This window comes from Brevibacillus brevis, assembly GCF_900637055.1.
Classification (GTDB): Bacteria; Bacillota; Bacilli; order Brevibacillales; family Brevibacillaceae; genus Brevibacillus; species Brevibacillus brevis.
The window spans coordinates 4728874-4750206 of sequence record NZ_LR134338.1 but is presented as its reverse complement, the minus strand read 5'-3'; the positions used below and the strand labels follow the sequence as shown (position 1 = coordinate 4750206).

Here is a 21333-nt window from a genome sequence, read left to right as displayed (position 1 = left end):
ATGTTCTGGAAAAAAACGATGCTCTTGTTTCTGGCCGTCCTGCTATTAGTGGGGACTGGAAACGCAGGGGTAGGATTGGCTGCCGATGAAATCAGCCGACTCGTTCTGTCCAAGAACGAGGTAACTTTGGAAAATGGAGATTCTACCAAGCTGACGGCTACCGCTATTTATGTGAGCGGAAAAACGGAAGACGTCACCGTCAAGACAGAATGGACCACGCAAAATGCGGATGTAGCCTCTGTATATGCGGGGCAGATTACAGCCAAATCGGTAGGGAAATCAACCGTAACAGCTACGTACATGGGTAAGCCTGTTGTAGTAGGTGTAACTGTAACGAAAAAGGTAAAGGCACTGACGACAGAAGATCAAACGTTGAACGTACGGATCGGCAACACGGAAAACGTAAAGCTGACAGCTGTATACAGTGATGGGACAACAGAAGACGTAACGACTCAAGCAGACTGGTCCATTGATAATCCGGCGATTGCAACTGTAGTCAACGGTGCAATCAAAGGTTTGAATTCAGGAACAGGTACCGTGACAGCGAAGTTTGGCAGCCAGACGACGACTATCTCTGTCAATGTAGAGATTGCACACAGACTGGAGCCTAGCAAAAACCAGGTTTCACTCTTGCTGAACGGCGAAGAAAAAATCAAGCTCAAAGCTATTTTTCCGGATGGAAGTGTAACGGAAGACGTCTCCGACAAGGCTGAATGGTCTTCAGACAATACCGCTGTAGCCGATGCACTCAAAGGCACGATCAAGGCTTATGGCGCAGGTACAGCAACGATTACTGCGAAGTATGGTACAAAAACAGCGACGATCAAAGTCGATGTGGATACAACGCAAAAGCTGGAACTCAACAAGCAAAACATTTTCATGAATGTGGGCAAGGAAGAAGACATTGAGCTAAAAGCAACGTATGCCAATGGCGGCGGTTCCACGGTAGTGAACGATAAGGCCGAATGGTCCTCCGATCGCGAGGACGTTGCTTACTACAGCAACGGGAAAATCCACGCGGTGAAGTCCGGTGAAGCCGTGATTACTGCGAAATACGGAAACAAATCGGTTCAGGTACGCGTAGATGTAGAAGTACCTCGTTCCTTGTATATCGTTCCAGCTTTCCTGACGATGAAAAGCGGAACAACGAAAGATGTAATTGTAAACGCGTCCTTCGCAAACGGTACAAGTGAAGATATCACTTCAAAAGTAGAGTGGTCTTCGGACAATGCAGATGCCGTTTTTGCTAGTGGCAAGACCGTATCCGCCTACAAGGCTGGAACGGCGAATGTAACCGCTAAATACGGCGGAAAAACAGCGACACTGGTTGTCGATGTAGATGTACCGCAAAACTTGGCTGCAGATATCACGACAGTAGCGATCCCAGTGGGTGGCGCGAAGCAAGTGAAGGTAACGGCTTCGTATCCAGATGGAAGCACTCCAGCAGAAGATGTCACACAAAAAGTCGTTTGGTCATCCAGTGCACCTAACGTAGCAAGCGTGCGTCAAGGCTTGATCACTGGTGTGTCAACAGGTGCAGCGACCGTGACAGCAACATACGGAACACGCACAGTGAACATTTCCGTATCGGTTGGCGTCATGCAGACATTGACGGTAGACAAGAAAAAGATCGTGCTTGGCAATGGCAAGTCCGAAACCGTTAAGCTGACAGCAGCTTACGCAGATGGAACGACTAAGGATGTAACAGATACAGCGACATGGAGCTCGGCTTCTGCTGCTGTAGCAGAGGTAATGAACGGGAAGATCACAGCGACAGGAGCAGGGAAAACGACCGTAACAGGTACCTTCGATGGCAAGTCGGTTACGATTGCAGTAGAAGTAGATCAAGCGACGAATCTCTCCGTTGATCCTCGCCTGCTGATCCTGAACGTAAACGAGTCAAAAGAGATCAAGCTGAACGCAACAGACTCCGCTGGCAATTCGGACAATGTGACCAGTGATGCAGAATGGTCCTCGTCCTCGGTAAAAGTAGCGGATGTGGTAAACGGCCGCGTAACAGGTCTCTCCAACGGACGTGCAACGATCACCGCGAAATACGGCGGCAAATCGATCAGCATCCCGGTAGAAGTCGGAATCGTGAGCAAGCTGGAAGCAAACAAGCGCTTCGTATCTACGAAGTCGAACAGCAACGTACAAGTAACCTTGACAGCTACCTTCTCCGATGGCCGCACAATGGATGTTACCTCAATGGCTGACTGGAAGACGAGCAACTACAAGGTAGCAGACGTAACCAAAGGCCTCATTACAGGACGTACCTACGGAAAAGCAACGATTACAGCGAGATACAACGACAAAAGCGTATCGATCCCAGTCGATGTTGATACATTGAAATACTTGAAGACAGATGTCGTACAGCTTGTCATGAGCAAAGGTGAAGTGAAGCAAGTGAGCGCTATCGCGACGTATGCAGATGGCTCTGAGCAAAATGTCACCAAGCCAGCTCTCTGGACCACTTCTCGTCTGTTGGTAGCCGATGTAAAAGACGGCGTCATCAAGGCGACAGGGTCGGGTAAAGCGACGATTTATGTGCAATATGGCGGGAAGAAGACACCGATTGTGGTGACGGTGAGATAGTGGGTTGATAGGGAAAAGAGAGGAGCCAACCGGTGGAGATCGGTTGGCTTTTTTTGTGGTTTTTTTTCAGCTGGGACGGGGATTTATCAGATTTTTTCGCTTGCAGTGTACGGCGGGCGTATGCTATACTGATTTCACTGAGGCGGTAAACGCTGGAAGTACCATAGATATGGGGCATTAGCTCAGCTGGGAGAGCGCTACACTGGCAGTGTAGAGGTCAGCGGTTCGATCCCGCTATGCTCCACCATATGAAAGACATTAAAACCCTTGAGAAATCAGGGGTTTTTGTCATTTTAGGGGAAAGGCAGATAACCAGAGGATATGACTAGTAGAGAACTTTAGCGATGGTCAATTTTCATACAGAGAATGGTACGTGTATTTAAAGTAATGTGTGAATCTTCAGGGCAACCGGAAGATCGGAGAAGGTATCAGATCATTTATTCCATTTACATTTCTAGGGAAAATTAGGGTGCCGAGAGACTGGTTGAATGTCACAAAATCGAAATCCGAACAGTACAACGTGATGTTAATGAAGGCGTTAAAACCTTGTCTGTGCTGATTTTTGGAGTAGATGGAGTAGAATTATCCAGATGACAAAACCACGTACAAAACACGTTATTTTCTCGTCCTTTGTGCATGTTAATATAGTAACATGGACAAATACAAAATGTGTTTAGTTTCTCATTTAAATGATAGTACTAATGTGGAATGAGGGATATCAGTTGGAGGGAAAAGACCTAGTTTATAGTGTTCAAGATCAAGTTAAAACTGTAGTAATGGGGCTCCTTGATATTGAAGAAGGCAGTGCTGGTGAACTACTTTTTGATCAAGTTACGTCAATTGGAGCATCGGCAATTCCATTTGGGAGTGCAGCTTTAAACGCTTACAAGTTTTATAGACTGAATAAGAGACTAAATGATCATTTAGCAGAATTGAGACAAATAAATGCCAAGGTACAAAAGTTGGAGGAATCCCATAAAGAGCTTGTCACTCAAAAGGCATTCCCGCTTATTATGGAAAGCCTAAATAATGAGCAAGAAGAAGAGAAAATTAAAATTATTCTTAATGGGTTAGAAAACACTGTCAATAGATCTGATGTTGAAGAAAGTATGATACGAGCGTATTACGATGTTTTAAACACCCTTCGAATAAATGAAATACTTCATCTAATGAAATTCGATAAAAGAGCCGCTAATGAGTCGAACAAGGATTTCGTCGAATACATGGAGTTACTACTTGATCGTACGAGTGAAGGTAGAAATCGGCTAGATGAGGTGGAAGGTTATAAAACCTATGTAGAACAGAAGCTAGAACAACAAGGGTTAATAATTAAGCCACGTACATGGGGAGCATTAAGTGGAGAAAGAGTTCCTTACGATGACAGTAAAATATCTCTTAGTAAATTCGGTGAAAATTTCATCGATTTCTTTAAAAGCAAGGAGAAGAAGGGCGATTAGTGGACTCTCTTTTTGTGGTTCGCCCAGCATGGGAGTTTTCTATAGGGAAAAATATTTTGACTTAATGGAAAGAGCGAAAGCAATGAAACCTTTAAACAGGTTTCATAGATTAAACTAACCATTACGGGAGAATGCTACGCTGGCAGTGTAGAGGTCAGAGGTTCGATCCCGCTATGCTCCACCATATTGATTAGATAAAAAACGGCAGAGATGCCGTTTTTTTGTATGCATCTTCCCGCATTCAATACATTTAGAGTGTTGAATACGGTATCGCACCAGTAGCCTAACTAAAGACTTACTTAAAAAATCCAATAAGCAGTAAAAGTTACCCTCGATGTCAGTATGATATAATTATAATAAGTTCCAAAAAAAGGGTGCTGCAGATGGAGAGCATTTATACGAAAAAAGTAGTTGAAATGAATTATTTGTCTACGGATTATACGCACCGCTACAGACCTATTCTACGGTTCTTCTATGAGCAACACGGCTACCGGCCCTATCTACGGGCAGAGGATATTTTGCAACACTTAAAACAGTACACAGGATTTGAAACGTATACCATCCACGATGTAAAGAAAGATCTAGAAGTTTTGGAGGGATGGAAAAACATCACTTCACGTCAGGAAGCTAACGATTATTACAGCATTGAGGAGTTTAAAGCAAAACGATTTAAATACCAAGCCACTCATTACACCATTCAGATAGAGCGCTTTGTGGAGACATTGGAGAAAAATCAGGCTGACTTTGGAGGAGGTTCACTGGACAAAAATTTGTTCGACCGACTTCTTGAGGCACTGGAGACTCTATATGCATTTAATAAGTATACTTTACCGGAAGAGTTGTATCGGCGGTGGGAAGATGTCATGGAATTTTTCAAGCGTTTAGACAGGAAAACTAGTGATTATCTAGCGCATATCTCATCTTTCCAAGCGGAAGATGAAATGCTAAGTGAGGCATTTTTGGTTCGGCAAAAAGATTTTATAGATTATCTAAAAGACTTCGTTCAGGTTCTTCAAAAAAAAATTCCCTTGTTTCAAGTAATTCTTTTGGAAAAATTTCATCGGGAATGGCTGGATGAGATCATTATCTGTGTGGCTGAGTATCAGTTATCTATCTTTAGATTTGGCGAAAAACTATCGTTAGAAGACACCAAAAAAAGACTCAAAGAGGAATGGAACTCATTATTCATGTGGTTTTGCGGAGAGGACAACGAGGCAAGAAATATATTAGTTCAAACTGGTGAAATCATTAGAAAAATCCTACGTTTTGCAAGCAGGCTGCTAGAATCCAAACAGACACTGCGTAGCCGCAAGCAGGAGTTTTTGGAATTGGCTAAGCACTTTTATGAGCTTACAGCAGAAGAAGATGCACATAAATTGGCGTCCATAGTCATCGGAGTCCCCCATACCATGCATATGTCGTGTGAGCCGTATGATACTTCCGGGCGAGTGGAGAGTTTATGGGAGTGTGAGGAAGAGCCGTTGGAACTTAGATCACGTAGGCCGGGTTTCCGCACGAAAGGCAAAATATGTGCCATTGCTAATAATAGGGCCAAGCAAAAAGAATTGCTGGAAGATTACATTAAAGAACAAGAACGCCAAAAACAAAACTTTTTGATTTTAATACAACAGAATCAAATCAAATTAGACACTTTGCCGATTTTAGACAAGTCTCAAAGGTCGAAGGTGCTCGAGTTGTTAAATCGATGCATGAACTCATTGGACAATCGGGGGAAAACGGAGTGGGGCCAGACATTCTTATGGATTCCTCTTCCAGGTAAAGCACGCATTTCCTGCTTGGACGGCCAACTGGTGGCACCTAATGGGGTTCTTGTCTTGCAAACTAAGAAGAAGGGAGAGGCTTGATGAAGAATGAGGAATGGAAAAAAGCCGTTAACTTGCTTTTGGAGCAGTACTGGATTGTACGTGAAGAGAAAATGACGGAATTTGACTTGATAAAAAAATTCGAAACGCCATTAAAAATTTGGTTTCGTGAAAAAATGGGCTATGAATTGGTGGTGTATAGAAAAATATTTGCCCGATTAGAGAAAATTCCAGCCCACCCTACTCCTAATTTAGTATTGAATCCGGAATCATTCCGTAACCCTATGGATTACACAGTGTTTTTTGCTCTGTTGGCGTTTTTTGAAAACCGTTATGACGAAACTTTCTTGATCAGTGAATTTTGCGAAGAATTGAGAAGTTTCCTTGGTGAGAAAGACAACAGATTTCTTGAAACTCACCGCAACCGATTAAGTTTGATTAGGGTTTTCAAATATGCTGTGAAAACAGGAATCCTAGTTCAACGGGACGGAGATATCGATGCTTTTGAAGAAGAGGTACTGTTCAAAATACCGCCCATTGCCCAATTTTTTATTAGGCAGTTTCCTTGTACGGTGGGAGAAGGGATGCTAGATCCTGAGCAATTCATCGGCCTTCATGCGTATGACCGTCGGCAGTTGATCTATCGGACATTGCTTTTGGAGCCATCTCTGCTCTACGAACGTTTGAGTCTGGATGATGTCAAATATGTTAAACAGCAGTATGAGGCCATAGAAGTTGATATTGGCAGGCATACTCCGTTTCATTTGGAACGGTTTATCGAAGGGATCTTGGCAGTACGAGATATTCCAGAAGGAAGCGTCTACCAAGATTACCCGTCCGATACTTCCATTTCAGATATCAGCCTTCAGATAGCCGATAGACTTAAAGAGGAGCTCAAAAAAGGAAGTCTTCGTCCTTACAACGGTTGGATCGACATGAACAGGAATCAATGGGAGCAAATACTTCATGACTTAAAAGATACATACGGTGAGTATTGGAAAAAAGAATATGACGACATGAAGCTAGGAAAATGGGTAGAAGAAATAACAAGATACCTCTTCAGATGGGGAATGGCAGAACTGCCGGATTCGTATACGGTTCGCATTTCTCCTCACATCCTACGAGCATCAGGACGGATCAACATATCAAAAGGAGTGGAAAAGCATGAACTGGAGACCGAGTCGGGCATTTTTGATTGACTTTTGGGTATTTGACCATCAAGAATTCAATTTTCGAGACGGAAAACTCTTATTGCGAGGTGAAAACGGGACAGGAAAATCCGTAACTATGCAAAGCCTACTGCCTGTAATACTAGACGGTAACATTTCCTCTAAGCGCCTAGATCCTTTTGGGAGCAAGGATCGTAAAATGGAGCATTATGTACTTTTTGAAAGCAAGATGGAAAATCGCACGGAACGTACCAGTTATATTTTGCTGGAGTTCGAAAAAACAAATGAGAAACGATATATTACCCTTGGCATAGGATTGAACGGTAGAAAGGGAAGAACCAAGCTTGATGTATGGTATTTCATTATCCATAACAACGATCGGTACGGGTATGACTTTAAGGTAACGAGAGATAGAATGTCTCCAGAAGGGGATCAGGAAATGGTTACACTATCGAAAGCGGAACTGCGGAAATGTGTAACTGATGGTGTAAGCCATTTTGATGAAAAAGAAAAAGCAGACTATGCTGATCGGGTGAACCGGATACTATTTGGTTTTCCAACTATTGATGCGTTTCAAAACTGGATTGAATTATTAGTTCAACTGCGAACGCCGAAATTAGCCAACGCCAAAGACATGAATGTGAAAGCAGTTTATGAAATATTAAAAAAATCAATGCCAGCTCTTACAGATGACGAGCTTAAGGTATTGATTGATTCTATTCAATATATAGATGAGATTCATGAAGATGTGGAAACATCAACCAGGGTATTAGAGCAATTGACTAAAATAACACGGTCCTATCAACATTACAATCAAGCCGTCTTAAGTGAGAAGGCGAGACAATATAACGATGCTTGTCACAACGAAACAGAGGGACAAAAGCATTACGATCTGATGAGACTACGGCACGCAGAGTTAGCACTCAATAAAAAAGAGTTAGATGATCAGATTCAAAGCTTAATGCAGGAAGACCAAGCACTAATGGCGGAAAAAGAAAGCTACGACGATCATGAAGCGCTCAGTTTACTTGAGAAACAGCAAAACCTAAAAAATGAGCTGATTGCAAAGGAAGAACGAGCCAAAGGAAAAGGCGATCAATACCAATCTGAATTAGTGAAAAGGAATGAGGAGAAAAAAGCAAAGGAAGGAATGGAGATTGAGCATAAGCGGATAACCAAACAATTTCAAGACAGTTTGAACGAAATGGATCGAAGGGCTGATGACTGTGCCTTTTTCGAGCATGACTATTATGCAAGGAAGGAAATTCCGGATTTTACTACCTGGATTCAACAGGCGAAAGCCTATCATGGGGAACTACAGCAGGTACAGGAAAAACTCCGTGTTCTAAACCAAAAACAGCAGCGTTTAAAAGAAATGGCCGAAAAAAGAGAAGAGTTGATGCAAAGGCAAGAAGTGGTGCAAGGAAGAATTTCGCAACTAAATGGGGAACTCATCGACAAAGAGGAACATTATATGCAGGAACTTGCTAATTGGAGAGAAAATGTTCAAGTGTTGACCATGGGAGACCAGGAAAAGAGGGTGCTCTTCAAGTTGGCTACCCAGTTATCAGAAGGCGATTCTTTCGAAAGGATAAAGGGGATTATTACTAGTCTTGTGCGAAAACAGGAACAAAAGATAGTGCAGATGCAAACAGAAGTAAGACAAATGTTGGCTTACTGGGATAAAGAAGCACGACTAAGAAAACAAGAATTACTTCGTTGGCAGACTATGATTGATCCCGAACCAGAACGGTCACTAGGGGCAGAAGCATTTCGCAGACGTTTAAGGGAAACTGGCATTCCCCATGCCCCATTGTTTTCTTTAATAGAGTGGAAGGAATCGGTGAATCCCTCGACGCGCCAAGATATTGAATCCGCTTTGTACGCAACCGGCTTACTGGACGCCTTGATTATTCCTTCTATAAGAGAGGTGTCAGAGGATCGGATGCTCCTTCCTGCAGATCAAATTGATCGTGATGGAACTCTACTGTCCTATGTCGAACTTACAACCACCCTAGCTGGTCTAGATGAAGAGTGGGTAGCGCGATGCTTATCTTCCATTTCGATATCCAGTGACTCAGATAACCACACGTTTTTGCTTTCAAACAAGCAGTATCGGATAGGGGCTCTAGTTGGACATGCAGAAACCATTTCAGCTTCTTTTATCGGTAAAGCTGCGCGCGAACTGTTGCGGCAGGAAAAAATTCAATTCTTGCAACAACGGGTTCAAGAAGCGGATGATGCCATTACTTTGTACTCGAAACAGATTGAACAGGTTCGTTGTGCGATGAAACAACTAAAATCTGAGGAAGAAGCCTTGCCGGTGCCTACGGAAATACTTGTTATCCTTAAGCAACGAGGCAAACAAAAATACAAATATGACCATTTAGAAGAAGAACTAGAAATTCTTCGTACCCAGAACGTGAAAATATACGACGAGTATGTAGAAATGAAGAAGGAAATCTCTGCTCTAAAATTAAATATAACGGAAGTAACAGAACAAGGCTGTGAAGAAGCTATCAAAATATTGATTGAATATATTCAATTGATACTCACCATTCAAAATCAGTCTAATGAAATGAAGAGTCTTCAGCAAAGGATTAAAATTTCAGTTGAACGGATTATAGATTTTGATAATGGGCTTTTGCTAATCCGCGGCGAACAAAATGAAATACAATCAGAGATTGCGAGAGTAAATGGTCAACTAGAAGCTGTAGACATACTAATCAGGGACGTAGGTGCTAATCAAATTCGGGATCGTCGAAACTTCATCGTAGAACGTTTGACTCAAATTAAAGAAGAAAGAGATAATGCATTAACGTATAGGGGAGAACTTAAAAATGGATTAGAGACCAGCGAATATAACATGATAGATGCACAAAATGCTCTATCCTTACTCAGCTATCGGACTTCACGAGCTGAAGCAATCTTGCAATGCGAGCTGTCGTTGCCCTACCATAAAGCCCCAACAACTGACTTAATATCCTTTGCACGGGAATGGGGTGCACGAGTTACAAAGGACAGTGAAACAGCTTTAAATGAGTTAAGTAACATACTCGTAAGGGAGACAGTACCTGGCTATTTCTTCGACATTAAACTTCAGTTCGAAAACGAAGAGGGGTTGTCTGCCCAAAGAAAGATTGTGGAATGTATAGCGGGCACTGGCAGAATGAATCCTGACGAAGCTGTTAGAGAAATTACTGAGAAATTGAGTCATCTACAACTAAGCCTAGATAAAGAACGGCAGCGTCTGTTTGAAGAAGTCATTTTGAACACATTAGGTCATACAATACGTGAAAAAATAACTAAAACCAGACGATGGATTGATAACTTGAATCACGTTATGAAAAATCGGAAAGCGTCTATTTCCTTTCGATTGGAATGGAGAGGCAAAAAAGCGGAGAGTGACGAGTCGTTAAATACTACAGAATTGGTAGAATTGTTAATGGCTCGGCCGGAGCTCTTAAATGATGAGGACTATGGGAAGATTTCCAAACATTTTAGAGCACAGGTCGAACGGGCACGGGAATGGGCTCAGGAAGAATCATCAGAAATCAGTATACAGGACGCTCTCCGTAAAGTCTTGGATTACCGAGAGTGGTTTGACTTTAAGCTCGAATGTTACAAGGGTCAGAAATGGGAAGAAGTAAACCGAAAGTTCTTAAATACTGCTTCCGGTGGTGAACGAGCGTTGTCGGTTTATGTACCTCTTTTTTCTGCGTTACATGCTTGTTATGAAGGAGCAAATGAAGATGCTGCCAGATTAGTTACGCTAGACGAGGCGTTTGCTGGTGTAGATGACAAAAACATAGCAGATATGTTTGCGTTACTTGAAGAAATGGAAATTTCGTACATCTTGACATCCCAGGCGTTGTGGGGGGATTACGAAACAGTTAATACCTTATCCATTGCTCATATTATACGGCCTCAAGGTGCTAATTACGCTAGTATCGCATTTTTCTATTGGAACGGAGAGGAGCGTTTTCCTCTTCTAACTCAAGAATATGATGAGCTTCATCCGAAACAACTTATTATTGGAACATAACTGAGTGTGGGCATAAAGATATGCAACCACATTTTTAATTTAAAGTATGACTTGTAGAAATTCAGTTTTTGCAATTGGACTCTTAAAAAGAAAGAATCGGGGGCAATGAAGAGACGTCTCGTGGGATGTTCAATTTTGATACGAATTGAGCATTTTGTTGAACTGATTTTATATGAGCACTCTTTTAAACAACCATGACCAATTTTGGAGTGATGTGATATTTGTCGAGAGCATATCGAAGACTGAGGTGTGAAACGGCTGTTAAGGTTATGAGTCCAATCTAATAAACCATCAAAGTGGGGAGCAGGCTCCTGCAGTTGTTTCTCACAGAAATACGGTCGAACTCCTTTTAATTGTTGCCTCGCTTGTTCCAGATATCGGATTAAATGAGCACGAGAGTGAGATCTAGATGAATGAAGGAGTTTCATTATGACAGTAAAAGATATAAAAGATGCGGTAGCTTTTTTTAAAAGTGATGAGGCTTATGAAAAATTTTTTCTTGCTATGATCAAGAAGGTAAAAAGGGATGGACGTTTCAGTGGTACTGTGAAATTGAAAAATTTAACTCTTGATGAACAACGTGCCCTTAGTGGATTGTTCCGAAAGGATATAAATACTAGAGAATATTCAACGACGTTTGAAAAGTTCGGAGATATTTTGAAACGTACACCCTTTTGCAATGTGGCTGTTAAAGACTTGTTGGAGGCCTATGTCAACGAAGAGCCCCTCATCTCAAGAAGAGAAATGCAGGCAAAAATAAATGAGATATGGGACATATTTTGGATTAGCATCGAGAACCATGCCTCATTAAAGCAATCTAGCTTGATTACGTGGTTTCAGGAGTTGAAACAAAAAAAAGGAATAGGTTATAGATTTATTAGAAATATCTATTACGAAGATTCTCTTCTTCTTCAACGTTTTTTAGAAATCATGATAGATACATTTTTAGAATTATCATTACTAAAGAAACAGAATAAATATGTACGCCTACCAATGCTGGCTACAAAAATAACAGGTTATCCTCATGATTTTGACACGGACAAGCGGTTAGGAAAAATGCTGATTTTTGGTTTGTGCCATATTACAAGCCGAAGTTATCCTACCTCGACTGAGGATTTATCTGAACTTTATTTTGATAATATGTTATTACGCGATGATATATCTTCTTCTGTAACTTGTTGCGGTCTAAAATTTCTAAATATTTCAGAATCAGGAATTGTGATTTCTATTCCATTAAGAACGATTGTTCGTTCAGATTATATTAATCCTATTTTTGAGCGTATGAGAGAGCGCATAGTTTATGTGATAGAGAATCCCTCAGTATTTTCGGCAATATTAGATCGTTGGGAAGCAGAAATATCTTACTTTCAACTTCCTCCAATGGTTTGTTCCTCTGGACAATTTCAACTATCGACACTAGCTCTTTTAGATCGGCTAGGAGATAACAACTTTTTAATAAAATATTCTGGGGATTTTGATCCAGAAGGAATGGGCATGGCCTATCGAATTTTGAAGCGTTTGCGCTCAAGGCAAGCGAAGGTTCAACTGTGGAGATATACCCTTTCAGACTACGAGATTTCAGTACAGACCACTGGTTTAGATATTAAGGATAAAAAACGTTGGGTGCCTATAGAAAAAATGATAGGTTCCAACGTGTTAGGAGATATGGAAAATCCTTTTCTTGATATCACTCGATTAAGTTTGAAAACGGCGAGGATTGGTTATCAAGAAGCATTAGTTGATAGGTTATATGAAGACATAATTGGTAATACGATTTACGCAGTGGAGGAAAAGAATAATGCTTAACTTTGAGTGGTATAGAAGCTTTATTTCAGTATATAAATGCGGTTCAGTTTCTGAAGCTGCTAAACTTCGGAATATGTTACAGCCAGAAATAAGTCAGCATTTGTCATTCCTTGAAGCAGAAGTCGGGCAGCCTTTATTTATTCGAACAACGCGAAAAATGCTACCGACAGAACGCTCAAAAATGTTATTTTCGCAGATCGCTCCTTTAATCGAGTCTTTAGAAGAAACTGCAGTGACTCTAAAAACAACAGCTTCTTTTGGAATAGGAACAATTAGAATTGGAGCTACAAATGAATTATTTAGTAACTGCTTACTTCCTAGATTCAGTAAACTAGAGATTGGAATCATCTCATATTTTGGAACAGTTGATCAACTATTTGAGCTTTTAATGGAAAATAAGTTGGATATTATAACTACGTCAAAGAAGTTTAGTTATTCCGAGATTGATTATTTGAAGCTAACAGATGAAGAATTTGTAATTGTTGCTCCTAAACATTATGAAATTATTGATACAACAGATCTAAATACAATTGAGTATTGGCTTATATCACAGGATTGGATTAGTTACAGCTTTGACTTACCAATAATTAAAATGATTTGGAGAGAGCACTTCAAAAAATATCCATTAATAAAACCGATTCATATACTTCCAAACCTAGATGTTATTTTAACTGCAATTGAGAATGGTATGGGGTTAAGTGTTTTGCCAAAATATCTTTTAGAAAAATCATTAAAAGATAATAAATCAAAAATTATTTTTGAAGATCTATCAGTAAAAAGAGAGTCTTTTATCGCATATAAATCAATTAATAGACAGATACTAGAGAGTACTTTAAATATTTTCAGTTAACTCTTGCCTACTATTAATTTGGCTTTCATATTAGAAATAAGATGACTTACGTTTGTTAGTGCAGCTTTCACCACAGAAAAACGCTAAAATGTGTAGAGGCACCGGTTCCATTCACGTTATGCACCATCAGATAGGAATTAAAAAACGGAAGACACGCCGTTTATCGATGTATTCCAGTAATGCTTATCCAGTATGGCATAATGGCGATGTGACTTAGAATCTCCCGCACCAAAGAACAATACGAACAAATGCGCAACGCAACCAAACAGAAAATACAGTCAGCTGCCATGCAGCTATTCGTACAAAAAGGATTCGGCTCTACCAATGTTCAGGACATTGCGGATACAGCTGGCATCAGCATCGGACTTTTGTATCGTCATTACAAATCAAAAGAAACCTTGTTTGATGAACTGGTGGATTACGCACTTGCAGGCATGCAGAAGAACATTGATTTTTTCGAGGAGGCTGTTTCACCCAAACAAGCATTGGATCAGTTTGTGAGAGAAATTCACAACGACATGATGACAGGCGAAGAGTTCGCGAATTTGCTAATACTGATGGCCCAATCGTTTCTATCGGGCGGAGGAACAAGAGTCAAACAAAGCGAGGTAGCCCAGCTTAGCGACAACATGTTTCGCGCTACAGCCCAGCTTATCAAAAAGGTCAGTCACTTGGTGAATTCCGTTCGGGGGACCCAGACGAAATGGTCGTATTTTTCTATTCGACACTGCCATGATGAAATGGATGCGAAAAAACAACTTCACGATGCCTTCCACCCCCATCCTCACTTCTTTTCTATACAAGGAAGGAGAATAACCGGACATGTTTACGGTGCTCAGGGCGGATCAAGCAGAACTCGATGCAAGAGAGCAAATGTCTCAGATTTTTGAGGAGGGATTCACACAGTGGCTTGGCTTTTTTTTCAATGATAAGCAAACCATTGCAAGAGCTTTTGCTCACATGTTCGTTTTGAATCAATTTTATGTAGCGGTAACGGATGATCGCAAAGTTGCTGGTATGGCCGCATGATCGGATGGCACTGCGCCTTCGGTAAAACTAAGTCCAAAAGAGCTGCGAAAGCATCTGAGAATCTATAAAGGCACACTCGCCGGACTCTTTTTGAAAAAAGAATTTGAAGCCACCCTGGCAGATTCTTCTCCCGTCAAATGCACAATCGATTTTGTAGGAACGGCTCCCGAATTCAGAGGGCAGGGAGCGGCAATGGTGATTCTTCGTCATATTATGGAAAATACCCCATATGAACAATTTCTCATTGAAGAAGTAGCGGTTACGAATATTCCCGTAGGTTTGTAAATGCTGCACGGATATCCCGACGAAAGCAATGATCGAAAAATATCGCAGATCGAAGTGTAGAAAAAATGCGAGTGCTAAACATTTTCGAAATTGTGGGAAGGGGGTAAGAAATATGCAGGGACATTCATATTTCTATTACAATCAGTACACCGAAAAGCACGTTCATATTCAAGCGTATGAAATGATAGCAAAAAAATGGGTAGAGGCAACTCTCTTACAGAGAAGGGATCAATCGTGGGATGTTTTTTCGATGAGATGAGTGAAGCGGAGTTCCAATCAATATTTAAAGATAAACCCGCGTATGATGATAACCTTTTTGGTGCTTTCTCTTTAATGTCCATGATGTAGAGGAAGGAAAAAAACGTTTGAAAAATGGATTCGTGAAGTTTTAAGCGCTCACCGGGAACAAGAAAGAATTTGATTTAACATAATACTTTGTTTATTTAATCAAGCAACAAAAAAACCACATTCCTCTCAGAAGTGACTTACCTACTTTTCAAGTACCACAGTATTCCTAGGGCAATGAAAGCAAGAGTAATACCTAAAACGAAATATGGTTTGTACTCTGGAGGAATGCATGTAATCTCAGGCATTGAAGACCTCCTAAAAAAGAGCCCCCCGGTCGGGAGTAAATATGTGTTCGTTAAACCATATTATACCATGAGGAACTGGGGGGAACGGAAGATGAGCGCACGAGCAAAAGATGTACAGATAGACACAGAAAGTATGACAATCACAGTTCCGGTGGGCAAAACTCCAGCAATGATTCTGGTAGACCCAAAACAAGGTAAAGCAAAGATAGTCCCACTGGTAGAACATGGTGAAACCGTGGTAAAATCAAGTCAGGGGAAGATTTCCAAAGTTGATTACCGCGAGAGCGAATTATTTTAATACAAGCCTGATATCGAGAAACGGGAGGGCGTCAGATTCACACCTACTATGGGTGTGTTCTGGCGCCCTTTTTATTTTGCCTGAGAGGAGGACAAATCGTGGCAAGAATCTACGAAATTATACGCGAGAGGCAGAAGCGTTGTAAGGAGCCAATCAGTTTATCAAGGCATGTAGAACGGGCTAAAGCCCGATGCAAGAAGCCAGTACCCACAAGACCGGCAGAAGTAATGACGATCGAAAAGATAAGACGGTTGTTAGGCGACACAGGAGACGACAGTTTCTAAAAGACAAAAGTAAAGCACGTAAACAGACGCAATGGGGAGTGGTTCTCATGCACGAATTACTGAGAGTTACAAAGGACTAAGAAAGCACTGGAAAGCGTACAAAGCCAATTGAAGGACGCAGACGACGCTAAAAGAGTAGTTTGGTTTGAAGAAGCTTTAATGAAAAACGGATAAGAAAAAATCATCAGCAATGGTGATGCAAATAAAAGCGAGCGACAGATTATTAGTGAAATGATCAGCAGTGCTGAATTTGTTATAGAGTGGCTGAAGTCAGGGCGCATGCCAGGGAACAAACGAGGCATTGAGCGGCGGGCAGCTTATGAACGAGAGAAGCTTATGGACCCGGTAAGAATGCAGGCGTTTGTCTCCCGTAGTACAGCAGGTAGCCCGTGTAACCTGACGGAGTGGCAGAGGTTTCAACTGGAAGATGCTCTCTCAAGTCTTACGGAGCGCGAGCCAGAGTGCTATGTCCTGACACATGGTGAGGGATTCTCTTTTGATGAAACAGCTCGGATGCTGCAGATATCAAAGAGCAGCGTTCAGACGCTTGTTACTAGAGCACAAGCTAAAATTTCAGATCGGGTAAATAGTAGCCTCTTTCTTTGCTTGAATTTATGGAAAATTTAGGGGGTAAAGGTAAAATAACTGGATTATTATATAAGAATATGTTATTTTATGGTAAGGGAAAATTTACATAAAATGTATTAGGAGTGAAAAGATGAAAAAAGTAATACTATCCAGCTTAGTTGCATTATCAACACTATTGGGTCCATTCAATGTGTATGCTGCCGAAAAATTTAACTACGAAGAATTTATTGATGATGTAAAAATTGAATGTGATGAAAACCAAATAACAATTAAGTGGAGCGAAGTGCCAGATGCAGTAGCATATAGCGTCTATCATGGAGACTCAGAATTGTATAACGGGACCAATGACTCATTCGTTCATAATGACTTAGAATCCGGAAAACCATATAATTACACATTAATGGCCGTTAATTCTGACGAAGAAGTCATTGCCAAAATTATTTTAAGTACAAAAACAATAGAGCCAAAGAAGAAAACCCTGAGAAGTATTGATTCATCAAGTGATTTCCCTGTTAATAATGTCAACGTTGCTACTATTTCAAATGGTGAATTTATTAAATTTGATTGGAATGATGTTCCAAATGTAGAACATTTCGAAGTTGTTAAAAATGGGACCATCGTAGACAATATTAGTGAAAGTGAATTCAGTGATGAGTTGGATGGCGGAAAAGAAAAGGTTGTCTATGAATTTCGAGGAAAGATTCCCGTAAACGAGCAGGAAAAGGAAATCCGACTATCAAAAATTGAAAAAAATATTAGCGAGCAAGGAAATGAATCTGTTAAAACTGAAGATCTTTTATATGATTACGTATCAATCATTAAAGTAGTTGATAAGAAAAAATTAAAATCTTTAGCGAATTTATCGAATAATGAAGTGGATAATGTAAAATTACGGTATACAACGTTTATTGGTGACAAATATGTAGAAAATCCAGTTCCATATGCACTCCGGCTAACTGGTGAAGACTGGGAGGAGGAGGTCGAATACTTTGGGGGCGATAATAGAGACTTTGCCGTATCTCATTCTAGATTTCGAACTCAAGTAAATATCGAAGCCGATTTTACAGACGAACTCCTTGACATTGATAAAGATGTAAATAGAACTACAATGTATGATAAGAACAAAAACTTGATAAAAACAGCAAGGGCTAGCAGTAGTGGAGTCAAATTGGACAAAAATGTTGTAAACCAAGATGAGATGGATTTTAGACTAAATCATTCGGTTGGAATTCCCTACCTAGAAGATTCTCTTGAATTTACTCCACCTGAAATCGATTATAGGATGGATGGAGAAATTTTTAGAGAAGATGGATCTTACCGATTTGATGGATGGCATGATGGGGCACCAAGTCATGAACTTTACATTTCATTTGATAATGGTCCTTATGAAGAAGTGTTTACACACGACCTCTATGATTTCTTTTACTTGTTTGAGGTAACTCCAAAACATTATTTCGATATCTCCAATTAATAGACGAATTAGGAGCCGATTGGCTCCTAGTTTGTTTGTTTCAAAAGACATTTTAAAAGGGGGAAATAAAGGTGAACAAACTATTATCAGCCCTATTGACTGCAATTTTTTATTGTGTATTTTTGGCTTCTATAGAATATACTCCAATGAATATACGTGAAGAGAATACATATTATTTTTCATATTTTAGCTTACTGTTTATATATCTAATGTACTCTGTTCCGTTTTTGGTAATCGTTGGGATCCCTTTCTCAATGTTAATTGAAAAGATTGAAAACAGAATAACATTTAAATCCTCCATCAGAAGATATTCTTTTAATGTCAGCCTATATCTCCTAGCGGGTATAATTGTAGCACTATTTTTCTCTTTGCTATCAAAAGGAAACATTTTAATGAAATTACTCGATTTTGAAGGTTTTTTAATTTATATAATCCCTTCACTTCTTTATTACCACCTTTTACTTTTGAACAAAATGTGGATTGGAAATTTTAGACACTAAATAAACGCACCGACGGTCATTCCCAAAGGTAATTTGTACTGCTCCCAGGCGTTTCCCGATCTTTTTATTTTTGCAAAAAAGGAAGGATGGAGCTCTACCCCATCCTTCCTTTTTTAACCTTGTCCCACAATCTTCTTCAAACGCCCCACCAGTGGGATGACAATAACCGCTGCTACAACCACCTGCAAAACGTTCCCCGGAATGGAGCCAAACGGCTGAATCCAGTTCCCGTAAAGAATAACTTCAACAAAGTAGTAGCCCACGATCTTAATCACCAATGCAGCGACAACTGCCAGTGCGTACACAAATACCCGATTGCCAGGCACCTTTTCGGCGATGAGTCCAGCTACATAGCCCATTGCACCTACGATCACGAAGGTAAACGGAGCCCATGCTGTCCAACCGGAGATAAGATCGAAGAGGCCCATACCAAAAGCTCCAGCGATAGCTCCTGTTTTTCTGCCGTACACAAAGGCAGCGATTAAAAGAGGCACGTTACCGAGATGAATGAGACCACCGTTCCCCATGATCGGGAGGCGTAAATTGATAAACATGGTGGCTGCGAGAGTAAAAGCGATAAAAAGTGCGTTAATAACCAATGTTTTCGTCTTTGTTGCTTTTCTTGGTGAAAAAGTAGAATCCATATGGTAGCCTCTTTCTTATTTTTACTACTATCATACTCAGAATCAGCGATATAATAAATACACTTTGCACGATTTAATTGTGAGGTAAATCATTCTAGCCTGGAGACTATCCAGTAGTTAAGCAAGCCTCGCCCCAAGCTGCTTCACCTTTTCCAGCCACTTCTTGCGCTTTTCCCCCGCCGAGGCATTCACCCCACTGATCTCCGTAACCTTCACAGGCTTAATCCCGCAAAACTTCAAAATGTTGCGATTCATCACGAGATGTCCGGCTTGCCAGTAGATCAATCGGTTGTACCAAGATGGAGTATCCATAGTCACAATCACATGCGCGGTTTTGCCCGTCAACAGCTTATCCCATAGAGAAGAGCCTTCCCGATATTTATAGGCGAACCCGGGTAATAAGACACGATCAAAAAATCCCTTCAAGATAGCGGGCATCGTACCCCACCAGGTCGGATAGACAATGACCAGATGATCCGCCCAACGAATGAGGTCCTGCGCTTCTTTTAAGTCATCCTCCAGCTCCGTTCTTTTCCGATATCCGTACTTCAGATTCGGGTCAAAAGAGATTTGGCTCAAGTCAATGATGCGAATCTGTGCTGCTTTGCCTTTAGCTCCTTCCATATAGGCGTGCGCCAACGCAGAGCAATAGCTCTCGGGATCTGGATGTCCGATGATAACGAGAATGTTCATTTTCATATCCCCCTGTAGAGTTGATTCCATAAACGACAGATCGTGGTAAACTGAACTGTATTCAGCATATCGTGTGGAAGGGAACAGATGAATGATCGAAAGCGCATAAATGTTGTGGATTCACGCAAAGGAGGTTCCGGGCTTGGAAAATGCGTATGGGTTTGCGATTTCGATGGTGTATCCGATTATGAAGACAATTACTCACAAGAAGCTTGATTTTGAGCGTTTTTGCGATCATATTTCTTTCGACAGTAGCTTGCTAAAAGATGTAGAGGCGCGCATTGACGAAGCGGAGCTCGAGCGTTTGATGAAGGAAGCGGCCATTTACACGCAGGATGATCATTTCGGGCTGCATCAAGGGCAGTTAACCGATATTGCCGATCTGGGCATTCTTGGCTATGTCATGATGCATTCGGAAAAAATCGTCGATGCATTAGAGGCTTATCAGCGGTATCACGTGATCCTTTGCAGCGGGTACGAGCTGGATTGGGAAGAGCGGGGGAACGATGTTTTCTTGCGGTTTCATAGACAAAGCCCTGGGAGCGTGTCTCGCCATTGTATGGAAGATATGGTCAGCTCCTTGTACCACTTGCTTGTCCGTATGAGTCATCGCGCCATTCCGTTACAGGCGATACAATTCACACACGACGCTACGGCCGATGTCGCTCCGTATTTGAATTTGTTCGGAATGGAGCCTCACTTTGGTGGAAAAGAAAACGGACTCTTGATAGGCAAAGAAGTTTTGCAATACCCGATTCTGTATTCGGATGTCCGGCTGCGTAAAGCTTTTGAACCAATCGCGGAAGAAAGTAGAGAGAAGCTGATCAGAGGGCGGGAATTTTCGGACCGCGTGTTTCAATGGATGATGGGATGTATGCCTGCGGCTTTTCCGACCTTACAGCAGACTGCTGCTGCTTTTCATATGAGTACGAGATCCCTGCAAGCGAAACTAAAGGCAGAGGACACTTCTTATCATGAATTGTCCACGAATGTCCGCAAAGAAATGGCAATGGGGTATTTGCAGCAAGCGGAGTATTCCATCGGAGAGATTGCGTACCTGCTGCATTTTTCAGATCCAAGCGCCTTTCAAAATGCTTTCAAGAAATGGACGGGGCTGACACCGGGGCAATATCGGATCAGTCGCCAAGCACTTGCCATGTAACGTTAGGATGGAACACGCTGCGTAAGCGTGTTTTTTTGTTT

At 41.2% G+C, this 21333-nt stretch carries 15 protein-coding genes and 1 tRNA gene; 14 read left to right on the top strand and 2 right to left on the bottom strand.

Annotated features, from left to right (window positions below; all coding sequences use genetic code 11):
• The 13 genes from EL268_RS22805 to EL268_RS22740 all read left to right on the top strand — a co-directional run bounded on the left by EL268_RS22805 (nucleotide 1) and on the right by EL268_RS22740 (nucleotide 18293).
• The gene (locus EL268_RS22805) at nucleotides 1–2595 is read left to right on the top strand and encodes an Ig-like domain-containing protein (RefSeq protein ID WP_106654634.1); all 2595 of its coding nucleotides are present in this window, start codon (nucleotides 1–3) and stop codon (nucleotides 2593–2595) included.
• A 171-nt stretch (nucleotides 2596–2766) separates the two neighbouring features.
• Nucleotides 2767–2842: transfer RNA gene (locus EL268_RS22800), tRNA-Ala, on the top strand.
• 475 nt (nucleotides 2843–3317) lie between these two features.
• Nucleotides 3318–4052 carry a hypothetical protein gene (locus tag EL268_RS22795; protein WP_106654635.1) on the top strand — a complete coding sequence of 245 codons (735 nt, stop codon included), beginning with the start codon at nucleotides 3318–3320 and terminating at the stop codon, nucleotides 4050–4052.
• A gap of 383 nt (nucleotides 4053–4435) precedes the next feature.
• Nucleotides 4436–5917: a TIGR02677 family protein gene (locus EL268_RS22790; RefSeq protein ID WP_106654636.1), complete on the top strand. Its 1482-nt coding sequence runs from the start codon at nucleotides 4436–4438 to the stop codon at nucleotides 5915–5917.
• Nucleotides 5917–7074 carry a TIGR02678 family protein gene (locus tag EL268_RS22785; RefSeq protein WP_106654637.1) on the top strand — a complete coding sequence of 386 codons (1158 nt, stop codon included), beginning with the start codon at nucleotides 5917–5919 and terminating at the stop codon, nucleotides 7072–7074. The genes EL268_RS22790 and EL268_RS22785 overlap by 1 nt, the downstream gene beginning before the upstream one ends.
• On the top strand, nucleotides 7040–11089 hold the full coding sequence (locus EL268_RS22780; protein ID WP_106654638.1) for a TIGR02680 family protein: 4050 nt from the start codon (nucleotides 7040–7042) through the stop codon (nucleotides 11087–11089). The genes EL268_RS22785 and EL268_RS22780 overlap by 35 nt, the downstream gene beginning before the upstream one ends.
• 429 nt (nucleotides 11090–11518) lie before the next feature.
• On the top strand, nucleotides 11519–12895 hold the full coding sequence (locus EL268_RS22775) for a TIGR02679 domain-containing protein (protein WP_106654639.1): 1377 nt from the start codon (nucleotides 11519–11521) through the stop codon (nucleotides 12893–12895).
• Nucleotides 12888–13745, top strand: a complete 858-nt coding sequence (locus EL268_RS22770) for a LysR family transcriptional regulator (RefSeq protein WP_106654640.1) — start codon at nucleotides 12888–12890, stop codon at nucleotides 13743–13745. The genes EL268_RS22775 and EL268_RS22770 overlap by 8 nt, the downstream gene beginning before the upstream one ends.
• 248 nt (nucleotides 13746–13993) lie before the next feature.
• Nucleotides 13994–14635, top strand: a complete 642-nt coding sequence (locus EL268_RS22765) for a TetR/AcrR family transcriptional regulator (protein ID WP_307724182.1) — start codon at nucleotides 13994–13996, stop codon at nucleotides 14633–14635.
• 1108 nt (nucleotides 14636–15743) lie between these two features.
• Entirely contained in the window at nucleotides 15744–15950 is a 207-nt protein-coding gene (locus tag EL268_RS22755) for an XtrA/YqaO family protein (RefSeq protein ID WP_106654702.1), read from the top strand.
• A 98-nt stretch (nucleotides 15951–16048) separates the two neighbouring features.
• Complete coding sequence (locus EL268_RS22750) at nucleotides 16049–16234, top strand: hypothetical protein (RefSeq protein WP_232030011.1); 186 nt, start codon at nucleotides 16049–16051, stop codon at nucleotides 16232–16234.
• Nucleotides 16235–16414: 180 nt separating this feature from the next.
• Nucleotides 16415–16861 carry a sigma factor-like helix-turn-helix DNA-binding protein gene (locus EL268_RS22745; protein WP_307724167.1) on the top strand — a complete coding sequence of 149 codons (447 nt, stop codon included), beginning with the start codon at nucleotides 16415–16417 and terminating at the stop codon, nucleotides 16859–16861.
• Between the two features lie 91 nt (nucleotides 16862–16952).
• Nucleotides 16953–18293, top strand: coding sequence for a DUF3238 domain-containing protein (locus EL268_RS22740; RefSeq protein ID WP_106654642.1), 1341 nt, complete (start codon nucleotides 16953–16955; stop codon nucleotides 18291–18293).
• A 613-nt stretch (nucleotides 18294–18906) separates the two neighbouring features.
• Here EL268_RS22740 and EL268_RS22735 read toward each other — a convergent pair.
• Nucleotides 18907–19437, bottom strand: coding sequence for an ECF transporter S component (locus tag EL268_RS22735; RefSeq protein WP_012685152.1), 531 nt, complete (start codon nucleotides 19435–19437; stop codon nucleotides 18907–18909).
• A gap of 117 nt (nucleotides 19438–19554) precedes the next feature.
• Nucleotides 19555–20130 carry an NAD(P)H-dependent oxidoreductase gene (locus tag EL268_RS22730; RefSeq protein ID WP_106654644.1) on the bottom strand — a complete coding sequence of 192 codons (576 nt, stop codon included), beginning with the start codon at nucleotides 20128–20130 and terminating at the stop codon, nucleotides 19555–19557.
• A 142-nt stretch (nucleotides 20131–20272) separates the two neighbouring features.
• Here EL268_RS22730 and EL268_RS22725 point away from each other — a divergent pair, with 142 nt between their 5' ends.
• Nucleotides 20273–21292: an AraC family transcriptional regulator gene (locus tag EL268_RS22725; RefSeq protein ID WP_106654645.1), complete on the top strand. Its 1020-nt coding sequence runs from the start codon at nucleotides 20273–20275 to the stop codon at nucleotides 21290–21292.
• Nucleotides 21293–21333: the final 41 nt, after the last annotated feature.

Excerpts from the sequence above, each read along its gene's own strand:
- EL268_RS22805 (WP_106654634.1), top strand. The coding sequence starts at position 1 with ATGTTCTGGAAAAAAACGATGCTCTTGTTTCTGGCCGTCCTGCTATTA.
- EL268_RS22790 (WP_106654636.1), top strand. The coding sequence starts at position 4,436 with ATGGAGAGCATTTATACGAAAAAAGTAGTTGAAATGAATTATTTGTCT.
- EL268_RS22785 (WP_106654637.1), top strand. The coding sequence starts at position 5,917 with ATGAAGAATGAGGAATGGAAAAAAGCCGTTAACTTGCTTTTGGAGCAG.
- EL268_RS22780 (WP_106654638.1), top strand. The coding sequence starts at position 7,040 with ATGAACTGGAGACCGAGTCGGGCATTTTTGATTGACTTTTGGGTATTT.
- EL268_RS22775 (WP_106654639.1), top strand. The coding sequence starts at position 11,519 with ATGACAGTAAAAGATATAAAAGATGCGGTAGCTTTTTTTAAAAGTGAT.
- EL268_RS22770 (WP_106654640.1), top strand. The coding sequence starts at position 12,888 with ATGCTTAACTTTGAGTGGTATAGAAGCTTTATTTCAGTATATAAATGC.
- EL268_RS22765 (WP_307724182.1), top strand. The coding sequence starts at position 13,994 with ATGCGCAACGCAACCAAACAGAAAATACAGTCAGCTGCCATGCAGCTA.
- EL268_RS22755 (WP_106654702.1), top strand. The coding sequence starts at position 15,744 with ATGAGCGCACGAGCAAAAGATGTACAGATAGACACAGAAAGTATGACA.
- EL268_RS22740 (WP_106654642.1), top strand. The coding sequence starts at position 16,953 with ATGAAAAAAGTAATACTATCCAGCTTAGTTGCATTATCAACACTATTG.
- EL268_RS22735 (WP_012685152.1), bottom strand. The coding sequence starts at position 19,437 with ATGGATTCTACTTTTTCACCAAGAAAAGCAACAAAGACGAAAACATTG.
- EL268_RS22730 (WP_106654644.1), bottom strand. The coding sequence starts at position 20,130 with ATGAACATTCTCGTTATCATCGGACATCCAGATCCCGAGAGCTATTGC.